At 54.5% G+C, this 24,242-nt stretch carries 23 protein-coding genes; 13 read left to right on the plus strand and 10 right to left on the minus strand.

All coding sequences use genetic code 11. The annotated features are described in order from the left end of the window. Positions 1–49: 49 nt before the first annotated feature. Positions 50–1,399: a quorum sensing histidine kinase QseC gene (qseC, locus tag OGV83_RS16800; RefSeq protein WP_049009955.1), complete on the minus strand. Its 1,350-nt coding sequence runs from the start codon at positions 1,397–1,399 to the stop codon at positions 50–52. Further along, positions 1,396–2,055, minus strand: coding sequence for a quorum sensing response regulator transcription factor QseB (qseB, locus tag OGV83_RS16805; RefSeq protein ID WP_012135153.1), 660 nt, complete (start codon positions 2,053–2,055; stop codon positions 1,396–1,398). The genes qseC and qseB overlap by 4 nt, the downstream gene beginning before the upstream one ends. Positions 2,056–2,208: 153 nt before the next feature. On the opposite strand from qseB, the gene OGV83_RS16810 reads away from it, so the two are divergent. From OGV83_RS16810 to OGV83_RS16830, 5 genes are all read left to right on the plus strand, one after another. Beyond that, positions 2,209–2,601: a YgiW/YdeI family stress tolerance OB fold protein gene (locus OGV83_RS16810; protein ID WP_012135152.1), complete on the plus strand. Its 393-nt coding sequence runs from the start codon at positions 2,209–2,211 to the stop codon at positions 2,599–2,601. A 131-nt stretch (positions 2,602–2,732) separates the two neighbouring features. Then, positions 2,733–4,991, plus strand: a complete 2,259-nt coding sequence (parC, locus tag OGV83_RS16815; protein WP_115608838.1) for a DNA topoisomerase IV subunit A — start codon at positions 2,733–2,735, stop codon at positions 4,989–4,991. Between the two features lie 240 nt (positions 4,992–5,231). Continuing rightward, positions 5,232–5,969 (plus strand): 1-acylglycerol-3-phosphate O-acyltransferase, encoded by a 738-nt coding sequence (plsC, locus tag OGV83_RS16820; protein ID WP_047461176.1) that lies wholly within the window; start codon positions 5,232–5,234, stop codon positions 5,967–5,969. Positions 5,970–6,039: 70 nt separating this feature from the next. Then, complete coding sequence (gene ftsP / locus OGV83_RS16825; protein WP_012135149.1) at positions 6,040–7,452, plus strand: cell division protein FtsP; 1,413 nt, start codon at positions 6,040–6,042, stop codon at positions 7,450–7,452. Positions 7,453–7,556: 104 nt separating this feature from the next. Continuing rightward, positions 7,557–9,728: a YgiQ family radical SAM protein gene (locus OGV83_RS16830; RefSeq protein ID WP_012135148.1), complete on the plus strand. Its 2,172-nt coding sequence runs from the start codon at positions 7,557–7,559 to the stop codon at positions 9,726–9,728. 57 nt (positions 9,729–9,785) lie between these two features. On the opposite strand, the gene OGV83_RS16835 is transcribed toward OGV83_RS16830, so the two are convergent. From OGV83_RS16835 to yqhD, 3 genes are all read right to left on the minus strand, one after another. Then, the gene (locus OGV83_RS16835) at positions 9,786–10,247 is read right to left on the minus strand and encodes an HIT family protein (RefSeq protein WP_012135147.1); all 462 of its coding nucleotides are present in this window, start codon (positions 10,245–10,247) and stop codon (positions 9,786–9,788) included. Positions 10,248–10,359: 112 nt separating this feature from the next. Then, positions 10,360–11,187 carry a 2,5-didehydrogluconate reductase DkgA gene (gene dkgA, locus OGV83_RS16840; RefSeq protein ID WP_012135146.1) on the minus strand — a complete coding sequence of 276 codons (828 nt, stop codon included), beginning with the start codon at positions 11,185–11,187 and terminating at the stop codon, positions 10,360–10,362. A gap of 103 nt (positions 11,188–11,290) precedes the next feature. Beyond that, positions 11,291–12,454, minus strand: coding sequence for an alcohol dehydrogenase (yqhD, locus tag OGV83_RS16845; RefSeq protein ID WP_012135145.1), 1,164 nt, complete (start codon positions 12,452–12,454; stop codon positions 11,291–11,293). A gap of 193 nt (positions 12,455–12,647) precedes the next feature. Here yqhD and OGV83_RS16850 point away from each other — a divergent pair, with 193 nt between their 5' ends. Continuing rightward, a complete protein-coding gene (locus OGV83_RS16850; RefSeq protein WP_137675730.1) occupies positions 12,648–13,547 on the plus strand; it encodes an AraC family transcriptional regulator in 900 nt (299 codons plus the stop codon). 47 nt (positions 13,548–13,594) lie between these two features. Here OGV83_RS16850 and yghB read toward each other — a convergent pair whose 3' ends face one another. Both yghB and metC read right to left on the minus strand, forming a co-directional pair. Next, complete coding sequence (gene yghB, locus OGV83_RS16855) at positions 13,595–14,254, minus strand: DedA family general envelope maintenance protein YghB (RefSeq protein ID WP_012135142.1); 660 nt, start codon at positions 14,252–14,254, stop codon at positions 13,595–13,597. A 131-nt stretch (positions 14,255–14,385) separates the two neighbouring features. Further along, positions 14,386–15,573 (minus strand): cystathionine beta-lyase, encoded by a 1,188-nt coding sequence (gene metC / locus OGV83_RS16860; RefSeq protein WP_024130955.1) that lies wholly within the window; start codon positions 15,571–15,573, stop codon positions 14,386–14,388. 251 nt (positions 15,574–15,824) lie between these two features. Between metC and exbB the strand changes: the two genes are divergently transcribed. Together exbB and exbD are read left to right on the plus strand one after the other, a co-directional pair. Further along, on the plus strand, positions 15,825–16,559 hold the full coding sequence (gene exbB / locus OGV83_RS16865; RefSeq protein WP_024130953.1) for a tol-pal system-associated acyl-CoA thioesterase: 735 nt from the start codon (positions 15,825–15,827) through the stop codon (positions 16,557–16,559). A 6-nt stretch (positions 16,560–16,565) separates the two neighbouring features. Beyond that, positions 16,566–16,991 carry a TonB system transport protein ExbD gene (gene exbD / locus OGV83_RS16870; RefSeq protein WP_012135139.1) on the plus strand — a complete coding sequence of 142 codons (426 nt, stop codon included), beginning with the start codon at positions 16,566–16,568 and terminating at the stop codon, positions 16,989–16,991. Between the two features lie 130 nt (positions 16,992–17,121). Here exbD and OGV83_RS16875 read toward each other — a convergent pair whose 3' ends face one another. Together OGV83_RS16875 and OGV83_RS16880 are read right to left on the minus strand one after the other, a co-directional pair. Next, positions 17,122–17,544 carry a hypothetical protein gene (locus OGV83_RS16875; RefSeq protein ID WP_047461188.1) on the minus strand — a complete coding sequence of 141 codons (423 nt, stop codon included), beginning with the start codon at positions 17,542–17,544 and terminating at the stop codon, positions 17,122–17,124. A gap of 1 nt (position 17,545) precedes the next feature. Next, complete coding sequence (locus OGV83_RS16880; protein ID WP_012135137.1) at positions 17,546–17,950, minus strand: hypothetical protein; 405 nt, start codon at positions 17,948–17,950, stop codon at positions 17,546–17,548. Between the two features lie 104 nt (positions 17,951–18,054). Here OGV83_RS16880 and OGV83_RS16885 point away from each other — a divergent pair, with 104 nt between their 5' ends. Then, positions 18,055–18,558 (plus strand): ESA_00282 family adhesion-associated protein, encoded by a 504-nt coding sequence (locus OGV83_RS16885; RefSeq protein WP_286464116.1) that lies wholly within the window; start codon positions 18,055–18,057, stop codon positions 18,556–18,558. A 63-nt stretch (positions 18,559–18,621) separates the two neighbouring features. Here OGV83_RS16885 and OGV83_RS16890 read toward each other — a convergent pair whose 3' ends face one another. Continuing rightward, the gene (locus OGV83_RS16890) at positions 18,622–19,662 is read right to left on the minus strand and encodes an aldo/keto reductase (protein ID WP_071257848.1); all 1,041 of its coding nucleotides are present in this window, start codon (positions 19,660–19,662) and stop codon (positions 18,622–18,624) included. A 156-nt stretch (positions 19,663–19,818) separates the two neighbouring features. Between OGV83_RS16890 and yghX the strand changes: the two genes are divergently transcribed. The 4 genes from yghX to hybO all read left to right on the plus strand — a co-directional run bounded on the left by yghX (position 19,819) and on the right by hybO (position 24,240). After that, positions 19,819–20,706: a YghX family hydrolase gene (yghX, locus tag OGV83_RS16895; RefSeq protein ID WP_286464118.1), complete on the plus strand. Its 888-nt coding sequence runs from the start codon at positions 19,819–19,821 to the stop codon at positions 20,704–20,706. Positions 20,707–20,922: 216 nt separating this feature from the next. Further along, entirely contained in the window at positions 20,923–22,563 is a 1,641-nt protein-coding gene (locus tag OGV83_RS16900) for a methyl-accepting chemotaxis protein (RefSeq protein ID WP_024130951.1), read from the plus strand. An 83-nt stretch (positions 22,564–22,646) separates the two neighbouring features. Then, positions 22,647–22,934 (plus strand): DUF2623 family protein, encoded by a 288-nt coding sequence (locus tag OGV83_RS16905; protein WP_012135131.1) that lies wholly within the window; start codon positions 22,647–22,649, stop codon positions 22,932–22,934. A gap of 187 nt (positions 22,935–23,121) precedes the next feature. Then, positions 23,122–24,240, plus strand: coding sequence for a hydrogenase 2 small subunit (gene hybO, locus OGV83_RS16910; RefSeq protein WP_012135130.1), 1,119 nt, complete (start codon positions 23,122–23,124; stop codon positions 24,238–24,240). The last annotated feature ends 2 nt before the right edge of the window (positions 24,241–24,242 follow it).

Consider the following 24,242-nt stretch of genomic DNA (forward strand, 5'->3'; position numbering starts at 1 on the left):
ATGAGCAAAATGTGCAAAGTCTTTTGCTCATTGCGCAATAATCTTGCGATCACCAGGTTACTACGGCTTCAAAGCCTCCTTCCGGCGCATTGCCAAACGAGACGCTCATCCCATGCAGCGAGGCGATGCGGCGGACAATCGACAAACCCAGACCACTGCCGGTGACGCTCTGCCCTGGCGGGCGATAGAATCGTTCGCCGATACGCGCCAGCACCGCCGGCGAAACGCCGGGGCCATTATCCCGGACGGTAAAATACCGGGCATTCAGCGTCACGTTCACCACGCTGCCCTGTGGGCTGTAACGAATGGCGTTATCCAGCAAATTGCGCACCAGCAGGCTGAGCAGCAGCGGTTGGCCCGTGCGCGTGACGTTGTGGGCGTTAACGTGCAGACGCACGTCAATATGCGCCTGCTGGGCCGGTTGCCAGATATCCATCACGGCGGATTGCAATAGCGCCTCCAGCGAGACTTCCGCGACATCTTGCAGGTTATCGAGCGAGTCGAGCCGTGAAAGGGTTAAGAGCTGGTCCACCAGGCGCGTGGCGCGCTCAATCCCCGTATGCAGTTGCATGAGCGCTTTTTGACGCGCCTGCGGGTCGTCGTCCGAGAGTTGCGCCACCTCGGTTTGTACTTTCAGCGCAGTGAGCGGGCTGCGTAACTCATGCGCCGCGTCCGACGTGAATTGCCGCTCGCGCACCATCATCGAATGCGTACGGGCAAATAACTGGTTGAGCGCGCCGACTAACGGACGAACCTCACTTGGCACACCCTTATCGTCAAGCGGCTCTTCCGATTCCGGGGAGCGCAAACGCAGCGCCTGGGCGAGCTTTTTCAGCGGCCTGAGTTCCCGGCTAAGCAGTACAATCAGGATGAGCAGCATCAGCGGAAGCGCGATCAGCCACGGCGTTAGCTGCGCGGTGACAATCGCCAGCGCCATATCCTCGCGGTACTCCAGCTCCTGAGCGACGACGATACGGTACTTGCCATCCGCAGAGGTCAGCCAGACAAAACGCCATTTATCATCATCGCCATTCAGGTATCCGTCATCAAAACCTTCCCGACGGTAGCTGTAGGGAATATCCCGGCCATTATCGCCATCGTTCAGCACCATTCTGCCGTCGGCGGTATACACCGCAAAGGCCAGCACATCGTCATCGACATGACCATGCTTCAATTTTTTCGGCGTCTGCGCCATCCGTTCAGGCGCCGAGATTTCGTTGACATCCAGAGTAATAAGGCGCTTCGCAAACAGCATGAGCTGGGTATCAAACAGCTCGTCGACGTTGTCGGTCGTCTGTTTCCAGGCCACGAAGCTGGAGGCCACCCAGGTGATGGCGGCCAGGATCAGAAAAATAAGCGTGAGCCTGACGCGCAGGCTGAGACGTTGTGTGAGTTTCATGGGTTGCCCAGGGTGTAGCCGATCCCGTGTACGGTGCGGATAAAATCACTGCCCAGCTTACGGCGTAAATGATGAACATGTACCTCAATGGTATTGCTGGAGACATCTTCGTCCCAGGTATACAGCTTCTCTTCGATGAGCTTACGCGGCAACACGCGCCCGACGTTGCGCATCAGCAGCTCCAGCAGGGCAAACTCTTTCGGCTTCAGGGGCAGCGGATCGCCTGCCAGCGTCGCGACCAGATTACCGGGATTGAGCGTAACCTGGCCGTGGCGCAGTTCGTTGCTCACCTGGCCGTTAGCGCGGCGTAACAGCGCTTCCAGGCGGGCGGCGACTTCAATCAGCGCGAAAGGTTTGCACAGATAGTCGTCCGCTCCCAGACGCAGCCCCTCCACGCGTTCCGCCAGCGCATCGCGCGCCGTCAGAATCAGTACGGGTTCGCGTTTTCCCTGTTCACGCCATTCGCGCAGGATATCCCGCCCGTCCATCCCCGGTAGCGTAAGGTCGAGGATCACCGCATCATAAGGCGCGCTGTAGAGCGCTTCTTTACCCTGACGACCTTCGGTGAACCAGTCGACGCTGAATCCCATTTTGCTTAAACCCGCCTTGATGCCGTCGCCAATCAGCGCGTCATCTTCTACCAGTAAAATACGCATATGTTCATCCCTGCGGTGACTCTTTCTCTCGCCAGTAAACCCTGTCGTGGCGCGCGTTGTACAGAAAAAAAAGTATCTTTTTTTGCCTTAAGAAGTTGTTAAGGATTACCTTATTTAATTGAGACGAAACAGCGTAAAAAGGGAGAGAGAGTCATGAAAAAATTGGCTGCAATGGTTGCCGTAATGGCGTTGTGTTCCGCTCCGGTTCTGGCGGCTCAGCAAGGTGGATTTTCTGGCCCGACGGCGACGCAAAGTCAGGGCGGCGGGTTTGTTGGCCCGAACGGGAGTAATACGACCGTAGAAAGCGCGAAATCAATGCGTGATGACGCCTGGGTCACCCTGCGCGGTAACATCGTTGAGCGTATCTCCGACGATCTGTATCTGTTCAAGGACGCCACCGGGACGGTGAATGTCGATATCGACCACAAACGCTGGAACGGCGTTACCGTAACGCCGCAGGACCTGGTTGAAATCCAGGGCGAAGTGGATAAAGACTGGAATTCCGTTGAAATCGACGTGAAGCAAATCACCAAAGTCGCCAAATAAACCCCATCAGGGCCGCACTCGTGGCCCTTTTTCTTTGTGACTCAACGCGCCAGATAAGGTAGTATCTGCGGCAATATTGCCTGACGGATACTGGGTTATTGTTCAGGCTAACAGTTGAGGAACCACGATTAATGAGCGATATGGCAGAGCGCCTTGCGCTGCATGAATTCACGGAAAACGCCTATCTGAACTACTCCATGTACGTCATCATGGACAGGGCGTTGCCGTTTATTGGTGACGGACTGAAGCCGGTTCAGCGTCGCATCGTGTACGCGATGTCTGAACTGGGGCTGAACGCCAGCGCCAAATTTAAAAAATCCGCCCGTACCGTCGGCGACGTGCTGGGTAAATACCATCCGCACGGCGACAGCGCCTGTTATGAAGCGATGGTGCTGATGGCGCAGCCGTTCTCTTACCGTTACCCGCTGGTTGACGGGCAGGGGAACTGGGGCGCGCCGGACGATCCGAAATCCTTCGCGGCGATGCGTTATACCGAATCCCGCCTGTCGAAATACGCGGAAGTCCTGCTGAGTGAACTCGGTCAGGGGACGGCGGACTGGGTGCCGAACTTTGATGGCACCCTGCAAGAGCCGAAGATGCTGCCTGCGCGTCTGCCCAATATTCTGCTCAACGGCACCACCGGCATCGCCGTTGGGATGGCGACAGACATTCCGCCGCATAACCTGCGCGAAGTGGCGAAAGCCGCGATCACCCTGATTGAGCAGCCGAAAACAACGCTTGAGCAGGTGCTGGATATCGTGCAGGGGCCGGACTACCCGACCGAAGCGGAAATCATCACTTCCCGTGCGGAAATCCGTAAGATTTACGAAAATGGTCGCGGCTCCGTGCGTATGCGCGCGGTATGGAAAAAAGAAGATGGCGCGGTGGTGATTACCGCGCTGCCGCACCAGGTGTCCGGCGCTCGCGTACTGGAGCAGATCGCTGCCCAGATGCGGAACAAAAAGCTGCCGATGGTTGACGATCTGCGCGACGAGTCCGATCACGAAAACCCGACCCGTCTGGTGATCGTGCCGCGTTCCAACCGCGTGGATATGGAGCAGGTGATGAACCACCTGTTTGCGACCACGGACCTGGAAAAGAGCTACCGCATCAACCTGAACATGATCGGTCTGGACGGTCGCCCGGCGGTGAAAAACCTGCTGGAGATCCTGACCGAATGGCTGGCGTTCCGTCGCGATACCGTGCGCCGCCGCCTGAACTATCGTCTGGAGAAAGTCCTCAAGCGCCTGCATATTCTGGAAGGTTTGCTGGTGGCGTTTCTCAATATCGACGAAGTGATTGAGATAATCCGCCATGAGGATGAACCGAAACCGGCGCTGATGTCGCGTTTTGGCATCACGGAAACCCAGGCCGAAGCCATCCTCGAACTGAAACTGCGCCATCTCGCCAAACTGGAAGAGATGAAGATTCGCGGCGAGCAGGATGAGCTGGCGAAAGAGCGCGATCAATTGCAGGGCATTCTGGCCTCCGAGCGCAAAATGAACACCCTGCTGAAGAAAGAGTTGCAGGCGGATTCAGACGCGTATGGCGACGATCGCCGCTCCCCACTGCGCGAGCGTGAAGAAGCTAAAGCGATGAGCGAGCATGACATGCTGCCGTCTGAACCGGTGACGATCGTGCTGTCGCAGATGGGCTGGGTGCGTAGCGCCAAAGGCCATGATATTGACGCGCAGGGTCTGAACTATAAATCGGGCGACAGCTGGAAAGCCTCGGCGAAAGGCAAGAGCAACCAGCCGGTGGTGTTTATCGACACGACCGGGCGCAGCTACGCCATCGACCCGATTACGCTGCCGTCGGCGCGTGGTCAGGGTGAGCCGTTGACCGGTAAGCTGACGCTGCCGCCGGGCGCGACCGTAGAGCATATGCTGATGGAAGGGGATGAGCAGAAACTGCTGATGGCCTCGGACGCCGGCTATGGTTTCGTCTGTACCTTTAACGATCTGGTCGCCCGCAACCGCGCGGGTAAAGCGCTGATCACGTTGCCGGAAAACGCGCACGTTATGCCGCCGGTGGTGATTGAAGATGAAACCGATATGCTGCTGGCGATCACCTCCGCCGGGCGTATGTTGATGTTCCCGGTCAGCGATCTGCCGCAGTTGTCGAAGGGGAAAGGGAACAAAATCATCAACATTCCGTCTGCGGAAGCGGCCAGAGGCGACGATGCGCTGGCCCAGCTCTACGTTCTGCCGCCGCAAAGCACGCTCACGATTCATGTCGGCAAGCGCAAAATCAAACTGCGCCCTGAAGAGCTGCAAAAAGTGACCGGCGAGCGCGGTCGTCGCGGTACGCTGATGCGCGGTTTGCAGCGCATCGATCGTATTGAGATTGACTCGCCACGACGCGCCCGCGACGGCGACAGCGAAGAATAAGGCGATTTTAAGCGCCATCAGGCCATCTCATTGTGCCGGATGGCGGCGTAAACGCCTTGTCCGGCCTGCGGTTTTAACGATGCTGTCAGGCCGGATTAACAATAAAATTTCCCGTAAAACCGTTGTTTATTCGCGCATTGCGATTAACAATACGCTTTTCCAGAGAGCCGCTCTTAACAAAGCCCTAACCTGATATCAGGTGACGTAGAATGCGACGCTCTTAGGCCTTCAGAGGTTGTTATGCTATATATCTTTCGTCTAATCATTACCGTTATTTACTGCATTCTTGTCTGCATTTTCGGTTCGATCTACTGCCTTTTCAGCCCGCGTAACCCGAAGCACGTCGCGACGTTTGGCCATATGTTTGGCCGTCTGGCGCCGCTTTATGGCCTGAAGGTGGAGTGCCGTAAGCCTGCTGATGCCGAAAGCTATGGCAACGCTATCTATATCGCTAACCATCAGAACAACTACGATATGGTGACGGCAGCCAACATTGTGCAACCGCCTACGGTGACGGTCGGCAAAAAGAGCCTGGTCTGGATCCCGTTTTTTGGCCAGCTGTACTGGTTAACCGGTAACTTGTTGATTGACCGAAATAATCGTGCCAAAGCGCACGGCACAATCGCGGAAGTGGTGAGCCATTTTAAAAAGCGCCGTATCTCTATCTGGATGTTCCCGGAAGGAACGCGCAGCCGTGGCCGTGGCCTGCTGCCGTTTAAAACCGGCGCCTTTCATGCCGCTATCGCCGCCGGTGTTCCGGTGATTCCGGTGTGTGTTTCCAATACATCGAATAAAATTAAGCTTAACCGACTGAATAACGGTCTGGTGATTGTAGAGATGCTGCCGCCGGTGGACATCAGCCAGTTTGGTAAGGATCAGGTTCGTGAACTGGCGGCGCATTGCCGCTCGTTGATGGAACAAAAAATTGCAGAACTCGATCAGGAAATTGCAGAGCGCGAAGCGACCGGCAAAGTCTGAATCAGTGTGATCGCGTTTTTGTGGGAAACGACTTCCTGCGCACTCTTTGTCTGTTTTAAATGGAGCTTATATGTCACTCAGTCGGCGTCAGTTCATTCAGGCTTCGGGGATCGCACTGTGTGCCGGTGCCGTTCCGCTGAAGGCTAATGCTGCCGGTCAGCAGCAGCCTCTGCCCGTTCCGCCGCTGCTGGAGTCCCGTCGCGGGCAGCCGTTGTTTATGACGTTGCAGCGCGCGCACTGGTCCTTTACGCAGGGTACGCGCGCGCCCGTCTGGGGGATTAACGGGCGTTACCTGGGGCCGACGATTCGCGTCTGGAAAGGGGATGACGTTAAGCTCATCTACAGCAACCGTCTGACTGAAAATGTCTCCATGACCGTCAGCGGATTGCAGGTGCCGGGGCCGCTGATGGGCGGCCCTGCGCGGATGATGTCGCCCAACGCTGACTGGGCGCCGGTATTGCCGATTCGTCAGAACGCCGCCGTGCTGTGGTATCACGCCAATACGCCAAACCGTACCGCGCAGCAGGTCTATAACGGCCTTGCCGGGATGTGGCTGATCGAGGATGAGGTCAGCAAATCGCTGCCGATCCCCAATCATTACGGCGTGGATGATTTCCCGATCATTATCCAGGATAAGCGGCTGGATAATTTCGGTACGCCGGAGTACAGCGAACCGGGCAGCGGCGGGTTTGTTGGCGATACGCTGCTGGTCAACGGCGCACAGAGTCCTTACGTGGAGGTTTCCCGCGGCTGGGTACGCCTGCGCTTGCTGAATGCGTCGAACTCTCGCCGTTACCAGTTGCAAATGAGCGACGGTCGCGCGCTGCATGTTATTTCTGGCGATCAGGGCCTTTTACCCGCGCCGGTGTCCGTTAAACAACTGTCGCTGGCGCCCGGTGAACGCCGGGAAATTCTGGTCGATATGACCAATGGCGATGAGGTGTCGATCACCTGCGGGGAAGCGGCCAGTATTGTCGATCGCATCCGTGGCTTCTTTGAACCTTCCAGCATTCTGGTCTCTACGCTGGTGCTGACCTTACGGCCAACCGGGCTGCTGCCGCTGGTGACTGACAGCCTACCGATGCGTTTATTGCCCACGGAGATTGTCAGCGGCGCGCCGATTCGCAGCCGGGATATCAGCCTCGGGGACGATCCCGGCATCAACGGGCAATTGTGGGACGTCAACCGCATTGATATCACCGCCCAGCAAGGTTCCTGGGAGCGCTGGACCGTTCGCGCCGATATGCCGCAGCCTTTCCATATTGAGGGTGTCTCTTTCCTGATCCGCAACGTCAATGGCGCCATGCCGTTCCCGGAAGATCGGGGCTGGAAAGATACGGTATGGGTGGACGGACAGGTGGAATTGCTGGTTTATTACGGACAGCCTTCCTGGGCGCACTTCCCGTTCTACTTCAACAGCCAGACGCTGGAAATGGCCGACCGGGGGTCTATCGGACAAATGCTGGTGAACCCGGCGCCGTAAATCTTCCCTCGCCCGCAAGGGCGAGAAGTGAATACCTTTCTCTTTCGTTCCGGCATATAATCCCCGGCCTTTGATTATTTTTTTACCATTTTTTTGGAAGCATTATGAGCGCAATATCCCTGATCCAGCCAGACAGAGATCTTTTCTCCTGGCCTCAATACTGGGCGGCCTGTTTTGGTCCCGCGCCTTTTTTGCCGATGTCACGCGACGAAATGGATCAACTTGGCTGGGATAGCTGCGACATTATTCTGGTTACCGGTGATGCGTATGTCGATCATCCGAGCTTTGGGATGGCGATTTGCGGTCGTATGCTGGAAGCGCAGGGTTTCCGTGTTGGCATCATTGCCCAGCCGGACTGGAACAGCAAAGATGATTTTATGCGTCTGGGGAAACCGAATCTGTTTTTCGGCGTCACAGCGGGCAACATGGACTCGATGATCAACCGTTATACCGCCGATCGCCGACTGCGCCATGACGACGCCTATACGCCGGATAACGTGGCGGGCAAGCGCCCGGATCGTGCGACGCTGGTCTATACCCAGCGCTGTAAAGAGGCCTGGAAAGACGTGCCGGTGATCCTCGGCGGTATTGAAGCCAGCCTGCGTCGTACCGCGCACTATGATTACTGGTCTGATACCGTACGCCGCTCGGTGCTGGTGGATGCGAAAGCCGATATGCTGATGTTCGGCAACGGCGAGCGCCCGCTGGTTGAAGTTGCGCACCGCCTGGCAATGGGGGAGCCGATCGGCCAGATCCGCGATGTGCGTAACACCGCGATTATTGTTAAAGAAGCCCTGCCGGGCTGGAGTGGGGTTGATTCCACGCGTCTGGATACGCCAGGGAAAATTGATCCGATCCCCCATCCGTATGGCGAAGATCTGCCGTGCGCGGATAACAAACCGGTTGCGCCGAAAAAGCAGGAAGCCAAAGCCGTGACCGTTCAGCCGCCGCGTCCGAAGCCGTGGGAGAAAACCTACGTGCTGCTGCCCTCCTTTGAGAAGGTGAAGGGCGATAAGGTATTGTATGCGCACGCGTCGCGTATTCTGCATCACGAAACCAACCCTGGCTGCGCGCGTGCGCTGATGCAAAAGCATGGCGATCGCTATATCTGGATCAACCCACCCGCCATTCCGCTCTCTACCGAAGAGATGGACAGCGTTTTTGCGCTGCCGTATAAGCGCGTGCCGCATCCGGCATACGGTGACAGCCGCATTCCGGCTTACGAAATGATCCGCTTCTCGATTAACATCATGCGCGGGTGTTTCGGCGGCTGCTCGTTCTGCTCGATTACCGAACACGAAGGCCGCATTATTCAGAGCCGTTCAGAAGATTCGATCATCAATGAGATCGAAGCGATCCGCGATACCGTACCGGGCTTTACCGGCGTAATTTCCGATCTCGGCGGGCCGACGGCCAACATGTATATGCTGCGCTGTAAGTCGCCGCGCGCGGAACAAACCTGCCGCCGCCTGTCGTGCGTGTACCCGGATATCTGCTCGCATATGGATACCAACCATGAGCCGACGATCAACCTCTATCGCCGCGCCCGCGATCTGAAAGGCATCAAGAAGATCCTGATCGCCTCCGGCGTGCGTTACGACATTGCCGTTGAAGATCCGCGTTATATCAAAGAGCTGGCGAGTCATCATGTGGGCGGCTATCTGAAGATTGCGCCAGAGCATACCGAAGAAGGGCCGCTGTCGAAGATGATGAAGCCGGGCATGGGCAGCTATGATCGCTTCAAAGAACTGTTCGACCTTTACTCAAAACAGGCCGGGAAAGAGCAGTACCTGATCCCGTATTTTATCTCTGCGCACCCCGGTACGCGGGACGAAGATATGGTGAATCTGGCGCTGTGGTTGAAACGCCATCGCTTCCGTCTGGATCAGGTGCAGAACTTCTATCCGTCGCCGCTGGCGAACTCGACGACCATGTATTACACCGGGAAAAACCCGCTGGGTAAAATTGGCTATAAGAGTGAAGACGTGGTGGTGCCGAGAGGCGACAAACAGCGTCGTCTGCATAAAGCGCTGCTGCGTTACCACGATCCGGCGAACTGGCCGCTGATTCGCCAGGCGCTGGAAGAGATGGGGAAAAAGCATCTGATTGGCAGTCGTCGCGAGTGTCTGGTTCCGGCGCCTACGCTGGACGAGATGCGTGAAGCCCGTCGTCAGAACCGCAATACGCGCCCGGCGTTGACTAAGCATACGCCAGTGGCGCATCAGCGTCAGACGCCTGCAAGCAATAAAAAACGCAGCAAGGTAGCCGGACGTTAAACCCGTTAGCTGTTTGCCGGATAAGGTGCTTGCACCGCTATCCGGCAAACGGACGGATTATGCGTTCGCTTCACGAATTCTGGCGGCCAGCGCCGCCAGTTTTTCGTCATCCGCCCGCTCGTGGTCATGCGATGACAAATAGCCTTCGTACTGTTCAAAGAATTTCGCCTGCCGCGATTCAATAGGCTTCCATTCGCTCAGGTTAGCGGTACCGTGCATGGGGCTGAGCTTGCTGTGCACATGATCCACGCCAAATCCTTCAAAAAACATTCCCGTACGTCCCACGTCCGGGAAGGCGTTATCCAGCTTTTTCGCCACTTTTTGGGTGGCAAGCATCAGATCGGCCAGCGCCTGCGGCGGCAAGTCGAACGCATAGCTGGGATAATGCTTCTTCGGGATCACCACCGTAAAACCGTCGGTGTTCGGGAAGATGGAGAGGAAGGCCAGATGATGCTCGTCTTCCCAGATCTTATGGCAGGGGGCTTTACCCTCAACGATTTGGCAAAAAATACAGCTCATTCCTTTTCTCCGTTGCTGAGTTCACAATTCGCGTCGTACCGACTCAACACTTTCTACCAAACCCGCCTGGTAGTCAAAAAGCCCGACAGAAATGTCGGGCCGGAAAGGAAGGTTAGCCGCCGAACTGATCCGGGTCCGGCCCCAGGCGTTTACCCTGGTCAAGTTTGGCCACTTCGCTTAATTCGTCTTTGTCGAGACGGAAATCCCAGACGTCGAAGTTTTCCGCAATACGTGAAGGGGTGACGGATTTAGGGATCACCACCAGCCCGTTATCCAGATGCCAGCGGATCACAATTTGCGCCGGAGATTTACCGTACTTATCCGCCAGATCGCGAATGATTTTCTGATCGAAAACGCCTGCGCCGCCTTGCGCCAGCGGGCTCCAGGACTCGGTCTGGATCTTGTGCGTCGCATTCCAGGCATGCAGCTGACGCTGTTGCATCAGCGGATGCAATTCGATCTGGTTGATCACCGGTGTAACGCCGGTTTCATCGATCAGACGCTGGAGGTGGTTTACCTGGAAGTTACACACGCCGATGCTTTTCACCAGCCCCTCTCTTTGCAGTTCAATCATCCCTTCCCAGGCGTCAACATAATGGTCGATAGCCGGAACGGGCCAGTGCATCAGATAGAGATCGAGGTGATCCAACTGGAGCTTATCCAGGCTTTCCTGCAAGGCTTCTCGAGGGCGTTTCTGATCGTCATTCCACAGTTTGGTGGTAATAAACAGCTCTTCCCGGTCGATACCGGCATCTTTTAACGCTTTTCCGACGCCTTCTTCATTCTTGTACGCCGCAGCGGTATCAATGGAGCGATATCCCACTTCCAGCGCCTTATGAATGGCGGAAATTGCTTCCTCGTTGCTTGCCTTCCAGACTCCCAGGCCCAGTTGTGGCATTACGTTGCCATCCTGTAGCTTGATAACGGTTGGATTAGCCATGCGTTCCTCCTTTATGCGATCTCACCGGAGCAAACTCCGGTGAGGTTGTGTGACTTAAGTCTGGACGAAATGTCCAAAAACGAAAGCCAGAGGCGAAAAAACCTTAGCGAGCCGCTTCGTAAATCCGACGGCTGACATCAAGCGTAATGTCCTGATGTTCACCCAGATTTGTGCCGCCGTGCGCTTCCAGTTTTGCCAGCAATGCCGGAATGGAACTGCCGTCCAGACCGTAATCAGACAGGCGAGTCGGTACGCCCATTTGCTCAAAGAAGCGGCGGGTGGCGGCGATGGCGGCATCAATACGCGCATCGTCGGAACCGTCGGTGATATTCCAGACTCGCTCTGCGTACTGCAACAGTTTGGCGCGTTTGGTATCGCGTTTTTCATTCCACAGCGCAGGCAGGACGATAGCCAGCGTCTGCGCGTGATCAAGGCCGTGCATCGCCGTCAGCTCATGACCCAGCATATGCGTTGCCCAGTCCTGCGGGACGCCCGCGCCGATCAGACCGTTCAGCGCCTGAGTGGCCGCCCACATTACGTTGGCGCGGACATCGTAGTTTTCCGGCTCTTTCAGCGCTTTCGGGCCTTCTTCGACAAGCGTCAGCAGGATACCTTCGGCAAAGCGATCCTGAATTTTTCCGTCAACCGGATAAGTGACATACTGCTCAACGGTGTGAACGAATGCATCCACAACGCCGTTAGCAACCTGGCGCGGCGGCAGGGTGTAGGTATAAACCGGATCGAGCACCGCAAACACGGGTTGGACGAACGGCGTCATAAAGGCCAGCTTATCGCCGGTGGTTTTACGGGAAATCACCGCCCCGGAGTTAGATTCTGAACCCGTTGCCGGCAACGTCAGCACCGATCCCATCGGTACGGCGCTTTTCACGTCGTTGCCACGGGTTTCCAGAATGCGCCACGGGTCCACGCCTTCGTCATATTGCGCCGCCGCCGCGATAAATTTAGTGCCATCCAGCACGGAACCGCCGCCGACCGCCAGCAGGAACGTCACTTTCTCATCACGTACAATGTTGACGGCGTTCATCAGCGTTTCATAAGACGGGTTTGGCTCAATGCCGCCAAATTCCAGCACGTCCAGACCTTTCAGCGCGTCATGTACCTGATCCAGTACGCCGGTCTTTTTCACGCTGCCGCCGCCGTAGGTGATCAGTACGCGGGCGCCCTGAGGGATTTGATCGCGCAGATCGGCAATCGCGCCTTTACCAAACAGAATGCGGGTTGGGGTATGCAGATTAAAGTTGTTCATTGCTCGTTCCCTTATGTGGGTAAAAAAGTGGGCAGGCGAATGTCTGCCTGATGGTGAACATTGTGGTCGCCAGCCGCCTTCCTCTCAATGCTCATTTCTGCCAATGTCTTGCCCATTTCTCCAGAGCGCTGGAGAAAAAAGATAAATTTGCGCACAATCAAAGCGTCGTAAACCGATGAGAAAAAAGTGCGCCATGAACCGTGAAGCCATCTGCCTGTTGCTGACAGATAAAATTAAGCAGCTGATAAACAATCAAAATAACCTGAATGACTGCCTGCCCGACGTGCGTCTGCTCTACGGCACGGAGCCGGGGTTGCGCACGCCTGTGATGTATCAGCCTGGCATCATATTTCTCTTTTCGGGGCATAAGATCGGTTATATCAATGAACGCGTATTTCAGTACGATGCCAATGAATATCTGCTGCTGACAGTACCTTTACCCTTTGAATGTGAAACTTATGCGACGCCGGAAGTACCGCTCGCGGGGATTCGTCTGAATGTTGATATCCTGCAATTGCAGGAGTTGCTGATGGACATTGGCGAGGACGATCTGTTTCAACCGTCGATGGCGGCAAGCGGGATTAACTCCGCTACGCTGTCGGATGACATTCTTTGTGCGGCGGAACGCCTGTTAGATGTGATGGAAAGGCCGCTGGATGCGCGCATTCTGGGGAAACAGATTATTCGCGAAATTCTGTATCACGTTCTGATGGGGCCGCGTGGCGGCGCGCTGCTGGCGCTGGTCAGCCGCCAGACCCATTTCAGCCTGATTAGCCGGGTGCTGAAGCGGATTGAAACCAAATACACCGAGAACCTGAACGTTGAGCAACTGGCTGCGGAAGCCAACATGAGCGTCTCGGCGTTCCATCATAATTTTAAATCCGTTACCAGTACCTCGCCGTTGCAGTACCTGAAAACCTATCGTCTGCATAAAGCGCGGATGATGATCATTCACGACGGGATGAAAGCCAGCGCCGCTGCGATGCGCGTCGGCTACGAGAGCGCGTCGCAGTTCAGTCGGGAGTTCAAACGCTATTTTGGCGTAACGCCGGGGGAGGATGCGGCACGAATGAGAATGATGCAGGGAAGCTAATCATGTGTAAGCCGGATAAGCGTGAGCGCCATCCGGCAATCAGCAAATCAGGCGCTGCAATACTTCTTCTTGATCACGACGAATAATGTGCCGATCAAACCGGCGGCCAGCAGGGCAATCGGCAGGATCATCAAAAACGTCATCACCTGATCTTCATGACGTTTCACGAATGGGATCATGCTGAGCGCGTAGCCGAAACTGGTCACCACGCCGACCCACAGCAGCCCGCTCAGCCAGTTAAAAAACTGAAACCGGCGACTGGACAACCCTGAAATCCCCGCCATTGTGGGCAGCAGGGTGCGCACAAACGCCAGAAAGCGCCCGGCAAGCAGCGCCAGCAGGCCGTGCCGGTCGAACATACAGGTCGCGCGCTGATGGTATTTAACGGGAAGCTGCGCCAGCCAGCCTTTCACCGTTTGCGTATTTCCCAGCCAGCGCCCCTGAATATAGCTCAGCCAGCAGCCGAGACTGGCGGCTGTCGTCAGAATAAGGATCGTGGGGACAAAGTCCATGACACCTTGTGCAACCAGCGCGCCTGCCAGTAAGAGCAGGCTGTCTCCGGGTAAAAAAGAGGCCGGGAGCAGGCCGTTTTCTAAAAATAGCGTGGCAAACATCACAAAGTAGACAACGCTAACAACGTGTGGGTCCGCCAGCGCGGCAAAATCGTGTTGCCAGAGCGCAGCGATAATATCTTGAATGACAGCCATGGACTTTCCTGTGGAACCGCGTTTATGGGGCTATTGTACTCCTGAATTGCCCGGGATGCCTTGATCCCGGACGCAACAAATGCAGACTTTTCTGCCCGGAGTGTCTGCAATTCTGTCCATGACCGGAAACTTTACACAATACGCGTGAATCCTGCGGCTAAATCTGCAATCAGATCGTCAACATTCTCTAAACCGATGTGCAAACGGATCAGCGTGCCGGTGAAATCAACGTCGCCTTCGGGACGAATGGCGGCGATATGTTCCGGCTGGTTAGGCAGAATTAAGGATTCAAAGCCGCCCCAGGAGTAAGCCATGCTGAACAAGCTGAAATTATCCAGATAAGCGGAAAGCGCCTCATTACTCAGCCTTTTATTCAGCACAAACGAGAACAACCCGCTACTGCCCGTGAAATCGCGCTTCCAGAATTCGTGGCCTTTGCTGCCAGGAAGGGCGGGATGATTAACGCGGGCGACCTGAGGGTGATTCGCCAGCCACTCGGCGACTTTCAGGCTGCTTTCATGATGCTGGCGCAAGCGCACGCCCAGCGTACGTAGCCCACGGCTGGTCATATAAGCGGTATCCGCGTCCAGCATTTGCCCCATCAGATAGGCGTTTTCACGCAATTGCTCCCAACAACGCGCATTAGACACGGCTGTGCCGACCATCGCATCCGAGTGACCAATCAGGTATTTCGTTCCTGCCTGGATGGAGATATCGATCCCGAAATCCAGCGCTTTAAACAGCACGCCCGCCGCCCAGGTGTTATCAATCATAATGACGGCGTCTGGCGCAACGCGTCTTACCGCGCCGACAATCGCCGGGATGTCATGCACTTCCATCGTGATGGAGCCAGGGGATTCGAGAAACACCACTTTCGTATTGGGCTGAATATGCTTAACGATATCCGCGCCGACCAGCGGATCAAACCAGCCGGTCGTCACGCCGAGTCTGGCGAGAACTTTGGTGCAAAAATCCTGGCTGGGTTCGTAAGCGGTGTTGGTCATCAGGACGTGATCGCCCTGTTCCACAAAGGCCAGAATCGTGTTGGCGACAGCTGCCGCGCCGCAGGGGAAAAGCGCGCATCCGGCGCCCCCTTCCAGTTCGCACATGGCTTCCTGTAGCGAAAAATGGGTTAGCGTTCCGCGACGGCCATAGAAAAGTTCGCCATTGGCGCGGTTGCGGGTGGCGTGCTTTTTGGCTTCTACGGTGTCAAATACCAGCGAGGAGGCGCGCTGAATGACGCTGTTCACCGATCCCAGCGTGTATTTTTTGCTGCGTCCTGCGCTCACCAGTTTGGTTTCAAGATGTTTTTCTGCCATGTTGGAGTACCCATTTTTATACGTCTGGATGTCTAAACTATCATGAATGATGAGTGACGCATCCTGAAGAATCGGCATAAAGCAGAAAATTTTCTCAAAATGACATCTGGTGACTTTTTTACTGCGTAAGCGCAAGGAAAAGAAACCAAAGGTGCGGCACTATGTAAATAGTAATGAGAACGACTATCAATTCGACGTCGTTTTGATATTATTACGCTCAGAATTTGTGATTTGCGTCCTGGAGATACAGAGTGGGTAATAATTTGATGCAGACGGATCTCTCCGTCTGGGGTATGTATCAGCACGCCGACATCGTGGTTAAGTGCGTGATGATTGGTCTGATTCTGGCGTCAGTAGTCACCTGGGCTATCTTCTTCAGTAAGAGTCTTGAGTTCTTTACGCAGAAGCGTCGGCTCAAGCGTGAACAACAGCAGCTGGCTGAAGCGCGTTCTTTAGACCAGGCCAGCAATATTGCCTCCGCATTCGCGGCAAAAAGTTTAAGCTCACAGTTGCTCTATGAAGCGCAGAACGAGCTGGAACTGTCGGAAGGCAGTGAAGACAACGAAGGTATTAAAGAGCGTACCGGGTTCCGCCTGGAGCGTCGCGTAGCGGCGGTTGGCCGTCATATGGGACGCGGCAATGGCTACCTGGCGACCATCGGCGCCATCTCTCCGTTTGTCGGTCTGTTTGGTACGGTATGGGGCATCATGAACAGCTTCATCGGCATCGCGCAAACCCAGACCACCAACCTCGCGGTTGTCGCGCCGGGTATCGCGGAAGCGTTGCTGGCTACGGCGATCGGCCTGGTCGCGGCAATTCCTGCGGTTGTGATTTACAACATTTTCGCACGTCAGATCGGCAGCTACAAAGCGACGCTGGGCGACGTGGCGGCACAGATTCTGTTGCTGCAAAGCCGCGATCTGGATCTGAACGCGAGCGCTTCCGCTCAGCCGGTACGTACCGCGCAGAAATTACGTGTAGGATAATGTTCCATGGCAATGCGTCTTAATGAAAATCTGGACGATAACGGTGAAATGCATGAAATCAACGTGACGCCGTTTATCGACGTCATGCTGGTTCTGCTGATTATCTTTATGGTGGCCGCGCCGCTGGCAACGGTGGACGTGAAGGTGAATCTTCCTGCGTCCACCAGCACCCCGCAGCCGCGCCCGGAAAAACCGGTTTATCTGTCCGTGAAGGCCGACAACAGCATGTTTATCGGCAACGATCAGGTAACGGATGAAACCATGATCGGCGAGCTGAACGCGTTAACCGAAGGGAAGAAAGACACGACGATCTTCTTCCGTGCGGATAAAACCGTTGATTATGAAACAATGATGAAAGTGATGGATACGCTGCACCAGGCGGGTTACCTGAAAATTGGTCTCGTGGGTGAAGAGGTCGCGAAAGCGAAGTAATCGTTGTTGCTGATGGGCAGACAGACAGGCCGGGTAGGGCGCAAGCCGTACCCGGCTTTTTTATTGCCTGATGGCGCTGCGCTTACCAGGCCTGCATGATGCGGTATCGCTGGATTGCTGACTCACCAGATTACTTCGTCGTGGGAAAACGTTTTTCATTCAGCGCGACGGTGGTGATATTGGTCGTTCGGTAATCGCCATCGGATAGCTTACGGGTCAGGCGCAGGGTCGCCGTTTCTCGCGCCAGTAAGTGCTGATATGTGCTCTCCAGGCGCGCCATGATTTTATCCCGCATCTCGGGATGTTGCTCAATAATCGTATTGATAACCGAACCGTAGATCTCTTCTTTGACCTGGAGCGCATAGATTTCACGGCGATTTTGCCATTTCAGCCGCACTAACGCGGCGGGAATCGACACGATCTCCTGCGCCACCTGTTCGAGGGTCGCGTTTTTATTGGCGATAAGCGCTTTAAGATTTTGCTTTAAGATAAATTCATCGCTTTTATTATTATCTAAAGCTAAATAAACATTATTATCTTCAACGTCTTTCATATTATTTCTCTTCCAGAGAATAAAAAACGGGAGAGTTTTTCTCTCTGGTTATGAGATTAAGCCAAATTTCATTGCCGTGATCGTTTATTTTTGTTGTGGCATCTGCCAGAATTTTACTTAATGCCTGAGCATCAACATCGCCTTCCGCCTGTAGGCTATTAATAAGACGAGCAAACGTCTCAATTTTAGCTACGCGATAAAGCCGGTCTTTTAAATGACGGTCACGTTCTTCAAGTAACATGTTTTTAGATTGACCAGTCGGTGTGGCGCTAATTAAAATATCTGGCTCGTAATCGCTCAGCGTTTTCTTTCCCTGAGTCAAATTTTCACTATTTTCTACGGTCTCAGCATCGCCTGGCGAGGCAGATAAATGAAAACGAGTCGGTACAAGATGCTCGGGAAGCATGTTGGAATGTCCTTTACTATCAATAGGATATTGTTTTTTATAAGGCAGGTCTCTTTGACAATAGCATGGTGTAATTTTAAAATCAAAAAAAATGGAGTCGGCATATGAACAGCATTTTTTATTCTATTATCACTCTGCTATTACTCACTGGTGGCGTGCTTTTCTTGATGCACGAATTTAATAAACAGCGCTCTGCTGAGGCGTCTAATCCAGTAAATCAAGCGGAACCCTTGTCCAAAGAGGAGGGCGAAGATCATTTTTCGTCGCTCATGAATACTATTACACCGGTATGGTACTGGCGAGTCAATCACGAATATATTGATTTTCTTCACGCAACGATAAAGCGGATGACGATGGCGGAGCTAAACAGCACGCCGGGGTTATTTGATGCGCAGCGCCGTTGCAGCGATCTCAACTCTGCGGTCTATAAATATTATGACAACATTAAAAAGCGTTGTCTGAACGGGGAAAAGGTTCCGCATTCCGATCTGGATGTACTTAACTTGCGGCAATGTTTCCGGGAATTTAGCCTGGAGGCGTATCCCTCCCTGGTTGCTCTGGTGTGGCCTGAATATCAGCGGCCGCTAATCAAACCGGAAGAGGTTTAATAAACGCGCCTGACGTTGGCCGGGTAAGGCGGAACCGCCACCCGGCGCGCGTGCCCGAAAGCGTTATTTATCCGATGAGGCTTGCCAGAGGTTCAGCTCGCCGTCCGCGACATGTTTATCGATTTGCGCTAACTCGTCAGCGCTGAATGTCAGGTTCGACAACGCCTGCACATTTTCTTCCAGCTGCTCTGGTCGACTGGCGCCGATCAGCACCGACGTCACGCGATTATCTTTCAACAGCCAGCTAAGCGCCATCTGCGCCATTGACTGGCCGCGACGTTGCGCCATCTCATTGAGTAAACGCAGGCTGTTCAGATTCGCTTCCGTCAGCATATTCTCCGTCAGACCGCGAACTTTTTTCCCTTCACGCTGCATACGTGAACCTTCCGGGATACCGTTTAGGTATTTTCCGGTTAACAATCCCTGAGCCAGCGGTGTGAACGCAATGCAACCCATGCCGTTGGCCGCCAGCGTATCCAGCAGACCGCTTTTATCCACCCAGCGGTTGAGCAGGTTGTAGGACGGCTGATGAATCAGCAGCGGGATTTTCCATTCGCGCAGCAGTTCCGCCATTCGTTGAGTTCGCTCGGGCGAATAGGAGGAGATGCCGACGTAAAGCGCCTTACCGCTTTGTACCGCCTGCGCCAGCGCGGATGCGGTCTCTTCCATCGGCGTGTTTTCATCGACACGGTGGGAATAGAAGATATCGACATAGTCCAGCCCCATCCGCTTCAGGCTCTGATCGAGGCTGGCGAGCAGGTACTTACGCGACCCGCCGGAGCCGTATGGCCCAGGCCACATGTCATAACCCGCTTTGGTGGAAACGATCAGCTCATCGCGATACGGCGCAAAATCTTCCCGCAGCAAACGGCCAAAGTTCTCTTCTGCGCTTCCCGGCGGCGGGCCGTAGTTATTGGCTAAATCAAAATGGGTGATGCCTGAATCAAAGGCTTTACGCAGCAGCGCACGCTGTGAATCCAGCGTCTGAACGTGGCCGAAACTGTGCCACAAACCCAGCGATAGCGCGGGTAAACGCAAACCGCTTTTACCGCAGTAGCGATAAAGCATCTGCTCATAACGTTCGGGGTTGGCTAACCAGGCCATGTCATCTCCTTAGAGAAAGTGAATTTCAAAACAACGTTTCTATTCTAGCGGCTCAGCGGGGTTTATCCCGTTCGTCAGGTCACATTGATGCGAAAAATTGGGCAAAAACACGTCGTTATGCTTTGCTTAAAAAAACATCAATTCAGGAGTGAAACTATGCCGCGTCTGACTGCCAAAGACTTTCCGCAGGAGTTGCTCGATTACTATGACTACTATGCACATGGAAAAATCTCTAAACGCGAGTTTCTTAACCTCGCGGCAAAGTATGCCGTCGGCGGCGTGACCGCGCTTGCGCTGTTTAATCTCCTGAAGCCGAATTACGCACTGGCGGTGCAGGTGGAATTTACCGACCCGGACATTTTGCCGGAATACATTACGTATCCGTCACCGAACGGGCATGGCGAGGTGCGCGGCTATCTGGTTAAACCGGCGAAGGCGACGGGGAAAACGCCTGCGGTCGTGGTCGTACACGAGAACAGGGGGCTGAATCCCTATATTGAGGATGTCGCACGACGCGTGGCGAAAGCGGGTTATATTGCGCTGGCGCCTGATGGATTAAGCTCAGTAGGCGGATACCCCGGTAATGACGATAAGGGGCGGGAATTACAGCAGCAGGTTGATCCCACAAAATTAATGAATGATTTCTTTGCCGCGATTGAGTTTATGCAACGTCATCCGGCGGCCAGCGGAAAAGTGGCTATTACGGGGTTCTGCTATGGCGGCGGCGTATCAAATGCGGCGGCGGTGGCCTATCCAGAACTGGCGTGCGCCGTTCCTTTTTATGGTCGTCAGGCTCCGGCGTCAGATGTACCTAAAATTAATGCGCCTTTATTATTACATTACGCCGAGTTAGATACCTCAATTAATGAAGGTTGGCCTGCCTACGAAACGGCGCTGAAGGTGAATAATAAAGTCTATGAAGCGTATATCTATCCTGGGGTGAATCATGGTTTTCATAATGATTCGACTCCCCGCTATGATAAGGCCGCAGCGGATCTGGCCTGGGCGCGCACTCTGGCCTGGTTTGAGAAATATTTACAATGAAAAACAAACGATTATTTCAGGTGCGGCATATTGCTTTGCGGCATAATAATGCCGTTATGCTTTATAAGCATTCACAGGAATAGCGTGCTGACGATGATTCGTATACTTAGTTAAGTAAAAAAACAATAAAGAAAGTATATATTCTGCATTCTCTGCCGATAACGAGGATAAGTGTCGCCTGATGGCGAATCCCTCAAGTACGGCAAGGAAATTCTTATGCGTTTGCTGCAAAACTTCACTATTCGTATTGTCATGCTGACAATATTGGGGCTCTTCTGTCTTCTTTGGTCGGGCGTTGGTTTATTCAGCGTCCATGCATTATCTAAAGTGGCGGAAGGGAATGATATCGATCGTCATATTGTGCGTCAGATGACGGTGCTAAGTCAGGGGAACGATCAGTATTTTCGTTTTGTCACGCGTTTAAGCCGTGCGATGGATGTTAAAATCGGCGGCGGTACGCCCGATTTTGTACCAGTACAGCAGGCGCTGGACAATATGAGCAAAAAGCTGGAAGAGATGAAAACGCTCTCTCCAGGGCCGATGGACCCGGAGATCGCCGCTGCGGTATTGGCAAACTGGCAGGCGTTGCTTGATAAGGGCGTCGCGCCGCAGATGCAACTGGCGCAGCAGGGTACGCTCACCGAATTTGCAGAACAGGCGAATAATGTCACCCCCGCCCTGAGCCGCGCCTTCGGCGCCAGCGCAGAACGTTTTAACAGCGCGGCCGGCACGATGCTGGACAGCACCCGCGTGATGGTGGACGGCAAAACGTCAATTATCCGCACCCTGATTATCACCGCCGTTATTCTGGGAATTGTGATTCTCTTCTTTACCGACCGTTACCTGGTCACGATGTTAGTGAAACCGCTGGCGCGCATTCGCCAACAGTTCCGCCAGATTGCGCAAGGCGATCTGAGCCAGCCGATTGAAGAGTTTGGCCGTAACTGTGTCGGTCGTCTGGTGCCGCTACTGAGCGCGATGCAGGATAGCCTGCGGGAAGCGGTCAGTTCGATTCGTTCAGGCAGTGACAATATCTGGCGTGGCGCGACAGAGATCTCCAGCGGCAATAACGATCTCTCTTCCCGTACGGAAGAGCAGGCGGCGGCGCTGGAAGAGACAGCTGCAAGCATGGAACAGCTCACCGCGACGGTGAAATTGAATGCGGATAATGCGCGCCAGGCCAGTCAGCTTGCTGATGCCGCTTCCGCGACGGCCGGAAAAGGCGGCACGCTGGTTTCTGAAGTGGTCGAGACGATGGACGGTATTTCAGCCAGCTCCAGACAGATCGCCGAAATTACGAATGTCATCAACAGTATTGCCTTCCAGACCAATATTCTGGCGCTGAATGCCGCCGTTGAAGCCGCCAGAGCCGGTGAACAAGGGCGTGGGTTTGCGGTCGTCGCCGGTGAAGTGCGTAATCTGGCCAGCCGTAGCGCCGGGGCCGCCAAAGAGATTGAAACGCTGATCGCTGAATCCGTGCGTCGTGTCGAGCAGGGCGCGCAGCTGGTGCAGGAGACGGGCGCGACGATGGAGGCCATTCTGCGCGGAGTAACTGAAGTCACCACCATCATGAAGCAGATCGCTGCCGCTTCCGAGGAACAAAGCAAAGGGATCTCCCAGGTTGGCGTGGCGATAACCCAGATGGACAGCGTGACCCAACAAAACGCCGCGCTGGTGGAGCAAGTTTCTGCGGCAGCGGCGGCGCTGGAACGGCAAACGGAAGAGCTGCAACGCTCTGTGCAACAGTTCCGCCTTTCTCATAATGACGCGCAAATCAGCCCGGCGAAAACGGTCTCTCCAGCCAGTCCGCGTGGGGCGTCTGCCGCGAAGTCAGGCGATGAATGGGTCGCCTTCTGATCCGGTAAAAAAAAGTATGTGATACCTCTGGCGTTCGCTTAAAAAATCGCTATATAATTTGTTATATAGCGATTGGAGGTATCATGGACAATCATTTTGGTAAGGGCCTGATGGCCGGATTAAACGCAACGTGTGCCGATAGCGCGCGTAACGTGGCGGGTTTTTGTTCTGATTATAAGCGCGGATTCGTATTAGGATTTTCGCATCGCATGTTTGAAAAAACCGGCGATCGACAATTAAGCGCCTGGGAAGCGGGGATTCTGACGCGCCGTTATGGCCTGGACAAAGATATGGTGATGGACTTCTTTCGGGAGAATCAATCGAATACGACTATCCGGTTCTTTATGGCGGGTTATCGTCTCGAAAATTGATCCGAAGGGGGTATTACCCCGGTTTAATTAATTACACTATTGTCTTACTCCTTCGTTTTGTTGTTCCGTCAAAGTATCATGGTTCAATAACCATAAAGAAAGTGTGGTAAATGGCGCGCCGATCGCAATAAGTTATTTGTGAACGGTGCAAAATAGAGCCAGGTCTTTGCAACGGAATAACAATAAAATGACTGGAGATAATACTCTCATCACTTCTCACGGCGTTAATCGTCGTGATTTCATGAAGCTTTGTGCAGCACTGGCCGCAACCATGGGGCTCAGTAGCAAAGCCGCCGCAGAAATGGCCGAATCGGTTTCCCGTCCGCAGCGCCCGCCTGTCGTCTGGATCGGCGCTCAGGAATGTACGGGATGTACCGAATCGCTCCTTCGCGCGACCCACCCAACGGTAGAAAACCTCGTTCTGGAAACGATCTCTCTGGAGTACCACGAGGTCCTCTCCGCCGCCTTCGGCCATCAGGTTGAAGAGAACAAGCATAACGCTCTGGAGAAGTATAAAGGGCAGTATGTGTTGGTTGTCGATGGTTCCATCCCATTAAAAGATAACGGTATTTACTGCATGGTTGCCGGCGAGCCGATTGTGGATCACATCCGCAAGGCGGCGGAAGGCGCGGCGGCGATTATCGCGATCGGCTCCTGTTCCGCATGGGGCGGCGTCGCTGCCGCTGGCGTGAATCCGACCGGCGCCGTCGGGTTGCAGGAAGTCCTGCCGGGCAAAACCGTTATCAATATCCCGGGCTGCCCGCCGAACCCGCATAACTTCCTGGCAACGGTTGCCCACATCATCACTTACGGTAAACCGCCGAAGCTGGATGCCAAAAACCGTCCAACCTTCGCTTATGGCCGTCTGATTCACGAACACTGCGAACGCCGCCCGCATTTTGACGCCGGTCGCTTCGCCAAAGAGTTCGGCGATGAAGGCCACCGTGAAGGCTGGTGCCTCTACCATCTGGGCTGTAAAGGGCCTGAAACCTACGGCAACTGTTCGACGTTGCAGTTCTGCGATGTCGGCGGCGTATGGCCGGTGGCGATTGGGCACCCCTGCTACGGCTGTAACGAGGAAGGCGTTGGCTTTCATAAAGGCATCCACCAACTTGCCCATGTGGAAAATCAAACCCCGCGTTCCGAGAAGCCGGATGTCAACCTGAAAGAGGGTGGCCACATTTCCGCAGGCGCCGTCGGGCTGCTTGGCGGCGTGGTTGGGCTGGTTGCCGGTGTCAGTGTGATGGCGGTACGTGAACTGGGGCGTCAGCAGAAGAAAGATAACGCTGACTCACGGGGAGAATAACC

The organism is Citrobacter sp. CK189 (genome assembly GCF_030333505.1).
GTDB lineage: Bacteria > Pseudomonadota > Gammaproteobacteria > Enterobacterales > Enterobacteriaceae > Citrobacter_B > Citrobacter_B koseri.

What these genes read in the sequence shown, in the direction of transcription:
- OGV83_RS16905 (WP_012135131.1), top strand. Translation starts at nt 22,647, where the DNA reads ATGGACAATCATTTTGGTAAGGGCCTGATGGCCGGATTAAACGCAACG.
- metC (WP_024130955.1), bottom strand. Translation starts at nt 15,573, where the DNA reads ATGGCAGAAAAACATCTTGAAACCAAACTGGTGAGCGCAGGACGCAGC.
- yghB (WP_012135142.1), bottom strand. Translation starts at nt 14,254, where the DNA reads ATGGCTGTCATTCAAGATATTATCGCTGCGCTCTGGCAACACGATTTT.
- qseC (WP_049009955.1), bottom strand. Translation starts at nt 1,399, where the DNA reads ATGAAACTCACACAACGTCTCAGCCTGCGCGTCAGGCTCACGCTTATT.
- OGV83_RS16880 (WP_012135137.1), bottom strand. Translation starts at nt 17,950, where the DNA reads ATGCTTCCCGAGCATCTTGTACCGACTCGTTTTCATTTATCTGCCTCG.
- qseB (WP_012135153.1), bottom strand. Translation starts at nt 2,055, where the DNA reads ATGCGTATTTTACTGGTAGAAGATGACGCGCTGATTGGCGACGGCATC.
- dkgA (WP_012135146.1), bottom strand. Translation starts at nt 11,187, where the DNA reads ATGGCTAATCCAACCGTTATCAAGCTACAGGATGGCAACGTAATGCCA.
- yqhD (WP_012135145.1), bottom strand. Translation starts at nt 12,454, where the DNA reads ATGAACAACTTTAATCTGCATACCCCAACCCGCATTCTGTTTGGTAAA.
- OGV83_RS16835 (WP_012135147.1), bottom strand. Translation starts at nt 10,247, where the DNA reads ATGAGCTGTATTTTTTGCCAAATCGTTGAGGGTAAAGCCCCCTGCCAT.
- OGV83_RS16900 (WP_024130951.1), top strand. Translation starts at nt 20,923, where the DNA reads ATGCGTTTGCTGCAAAACTTCACTATTCGTATTGTCATGCTGACAATA.
- ftsP (WP_012135149.1), top strand. Translation starts at nt 6,040, where the DNA reads ATGTCACTCAGTCGGCGTCAGTTCATTCAGGCTTCGGGGATCGCACTG.
- yghX (WP_286464118.1), top strand. Translation starts at nt 19,819, where the DNA reads ATGCCGCGTCTGACTGCCAAAGACTTTCCGCAGGAGTTGCTCGATTAC.
- OGV83_RS16850 (WP_137675730.1), top strand. Translation starts at nt 12,648, where the DNA reads ATGAACCGTGAAGCCATCTGCCTGTTGCTGACAGATAAAATTAAGCAG.
- OGV83_RS16890 (WP_071257848.1), bottom strand. Translation starts at nt 19,662, where the DNA reads ATGGCCTGGTTAGCCAACCCCGAACGTTATGAGCAGATGCTTTATCGC.
- OGV83_RS16875 (WP_047461188.1), bottom strand. Translation starts at nt 17,544, where the DNA reads ATGAAAGACGTTGAAGATAATAATGTTTATTTAGCTTTAGATAATAAT.
- OGV83_RS16885 (WP_286464116.1), top strand. Translation starts at nt 18,055, where the DNA reads ATGAACAGCATTTTTTATTCTATTATCACTCTGCTATTACTCACTGGT.
- plsC (WP_047461176.1), top strand. Translation starts at nt 5,232, where the DNA reads ATGCTATATATCTTTCGTCTAATCATTACCGTTATTTACTGCATTCTT.
- parC (WP_115608838.1), top strand. Translation starts at nt 2,733, where the DNA reads ATGAGCGATATGGCAGAGCGCCTTGCGCTGCATGAATTCACGGAAAAC.
- OGV83_RS16830 (WP_012135148.1), top strand. Translation starts at nt 7,557, where the DNA reads ATGAGCGCAATATCCCTGATCCAGCCAGACAGAGATCTTTTCTCCTGG.
- exbD (WP_012135139.1), top strand. Translation starts at nt 16,566, where the DNA reads ATGGCAATGCGTCTTAATGAAAATCTGGACGATAACGGTGAAATGCAT.
- OGV83_RS16810 (WP_012135152.1), top strand. Translation starts at nt 2,209, where the DNA reads ATGAAAAAATTGGCTGCAATGGTTGCCGTAATGGCGTTGTGTTCCGCT.
- hybO (WP_012135130.1), top strand. Translation starts at nt 23,122, where the DNA reads ATGACTGGAGATAATACTCTCATCACTTCTCACGGCGTTAATCGTCGT.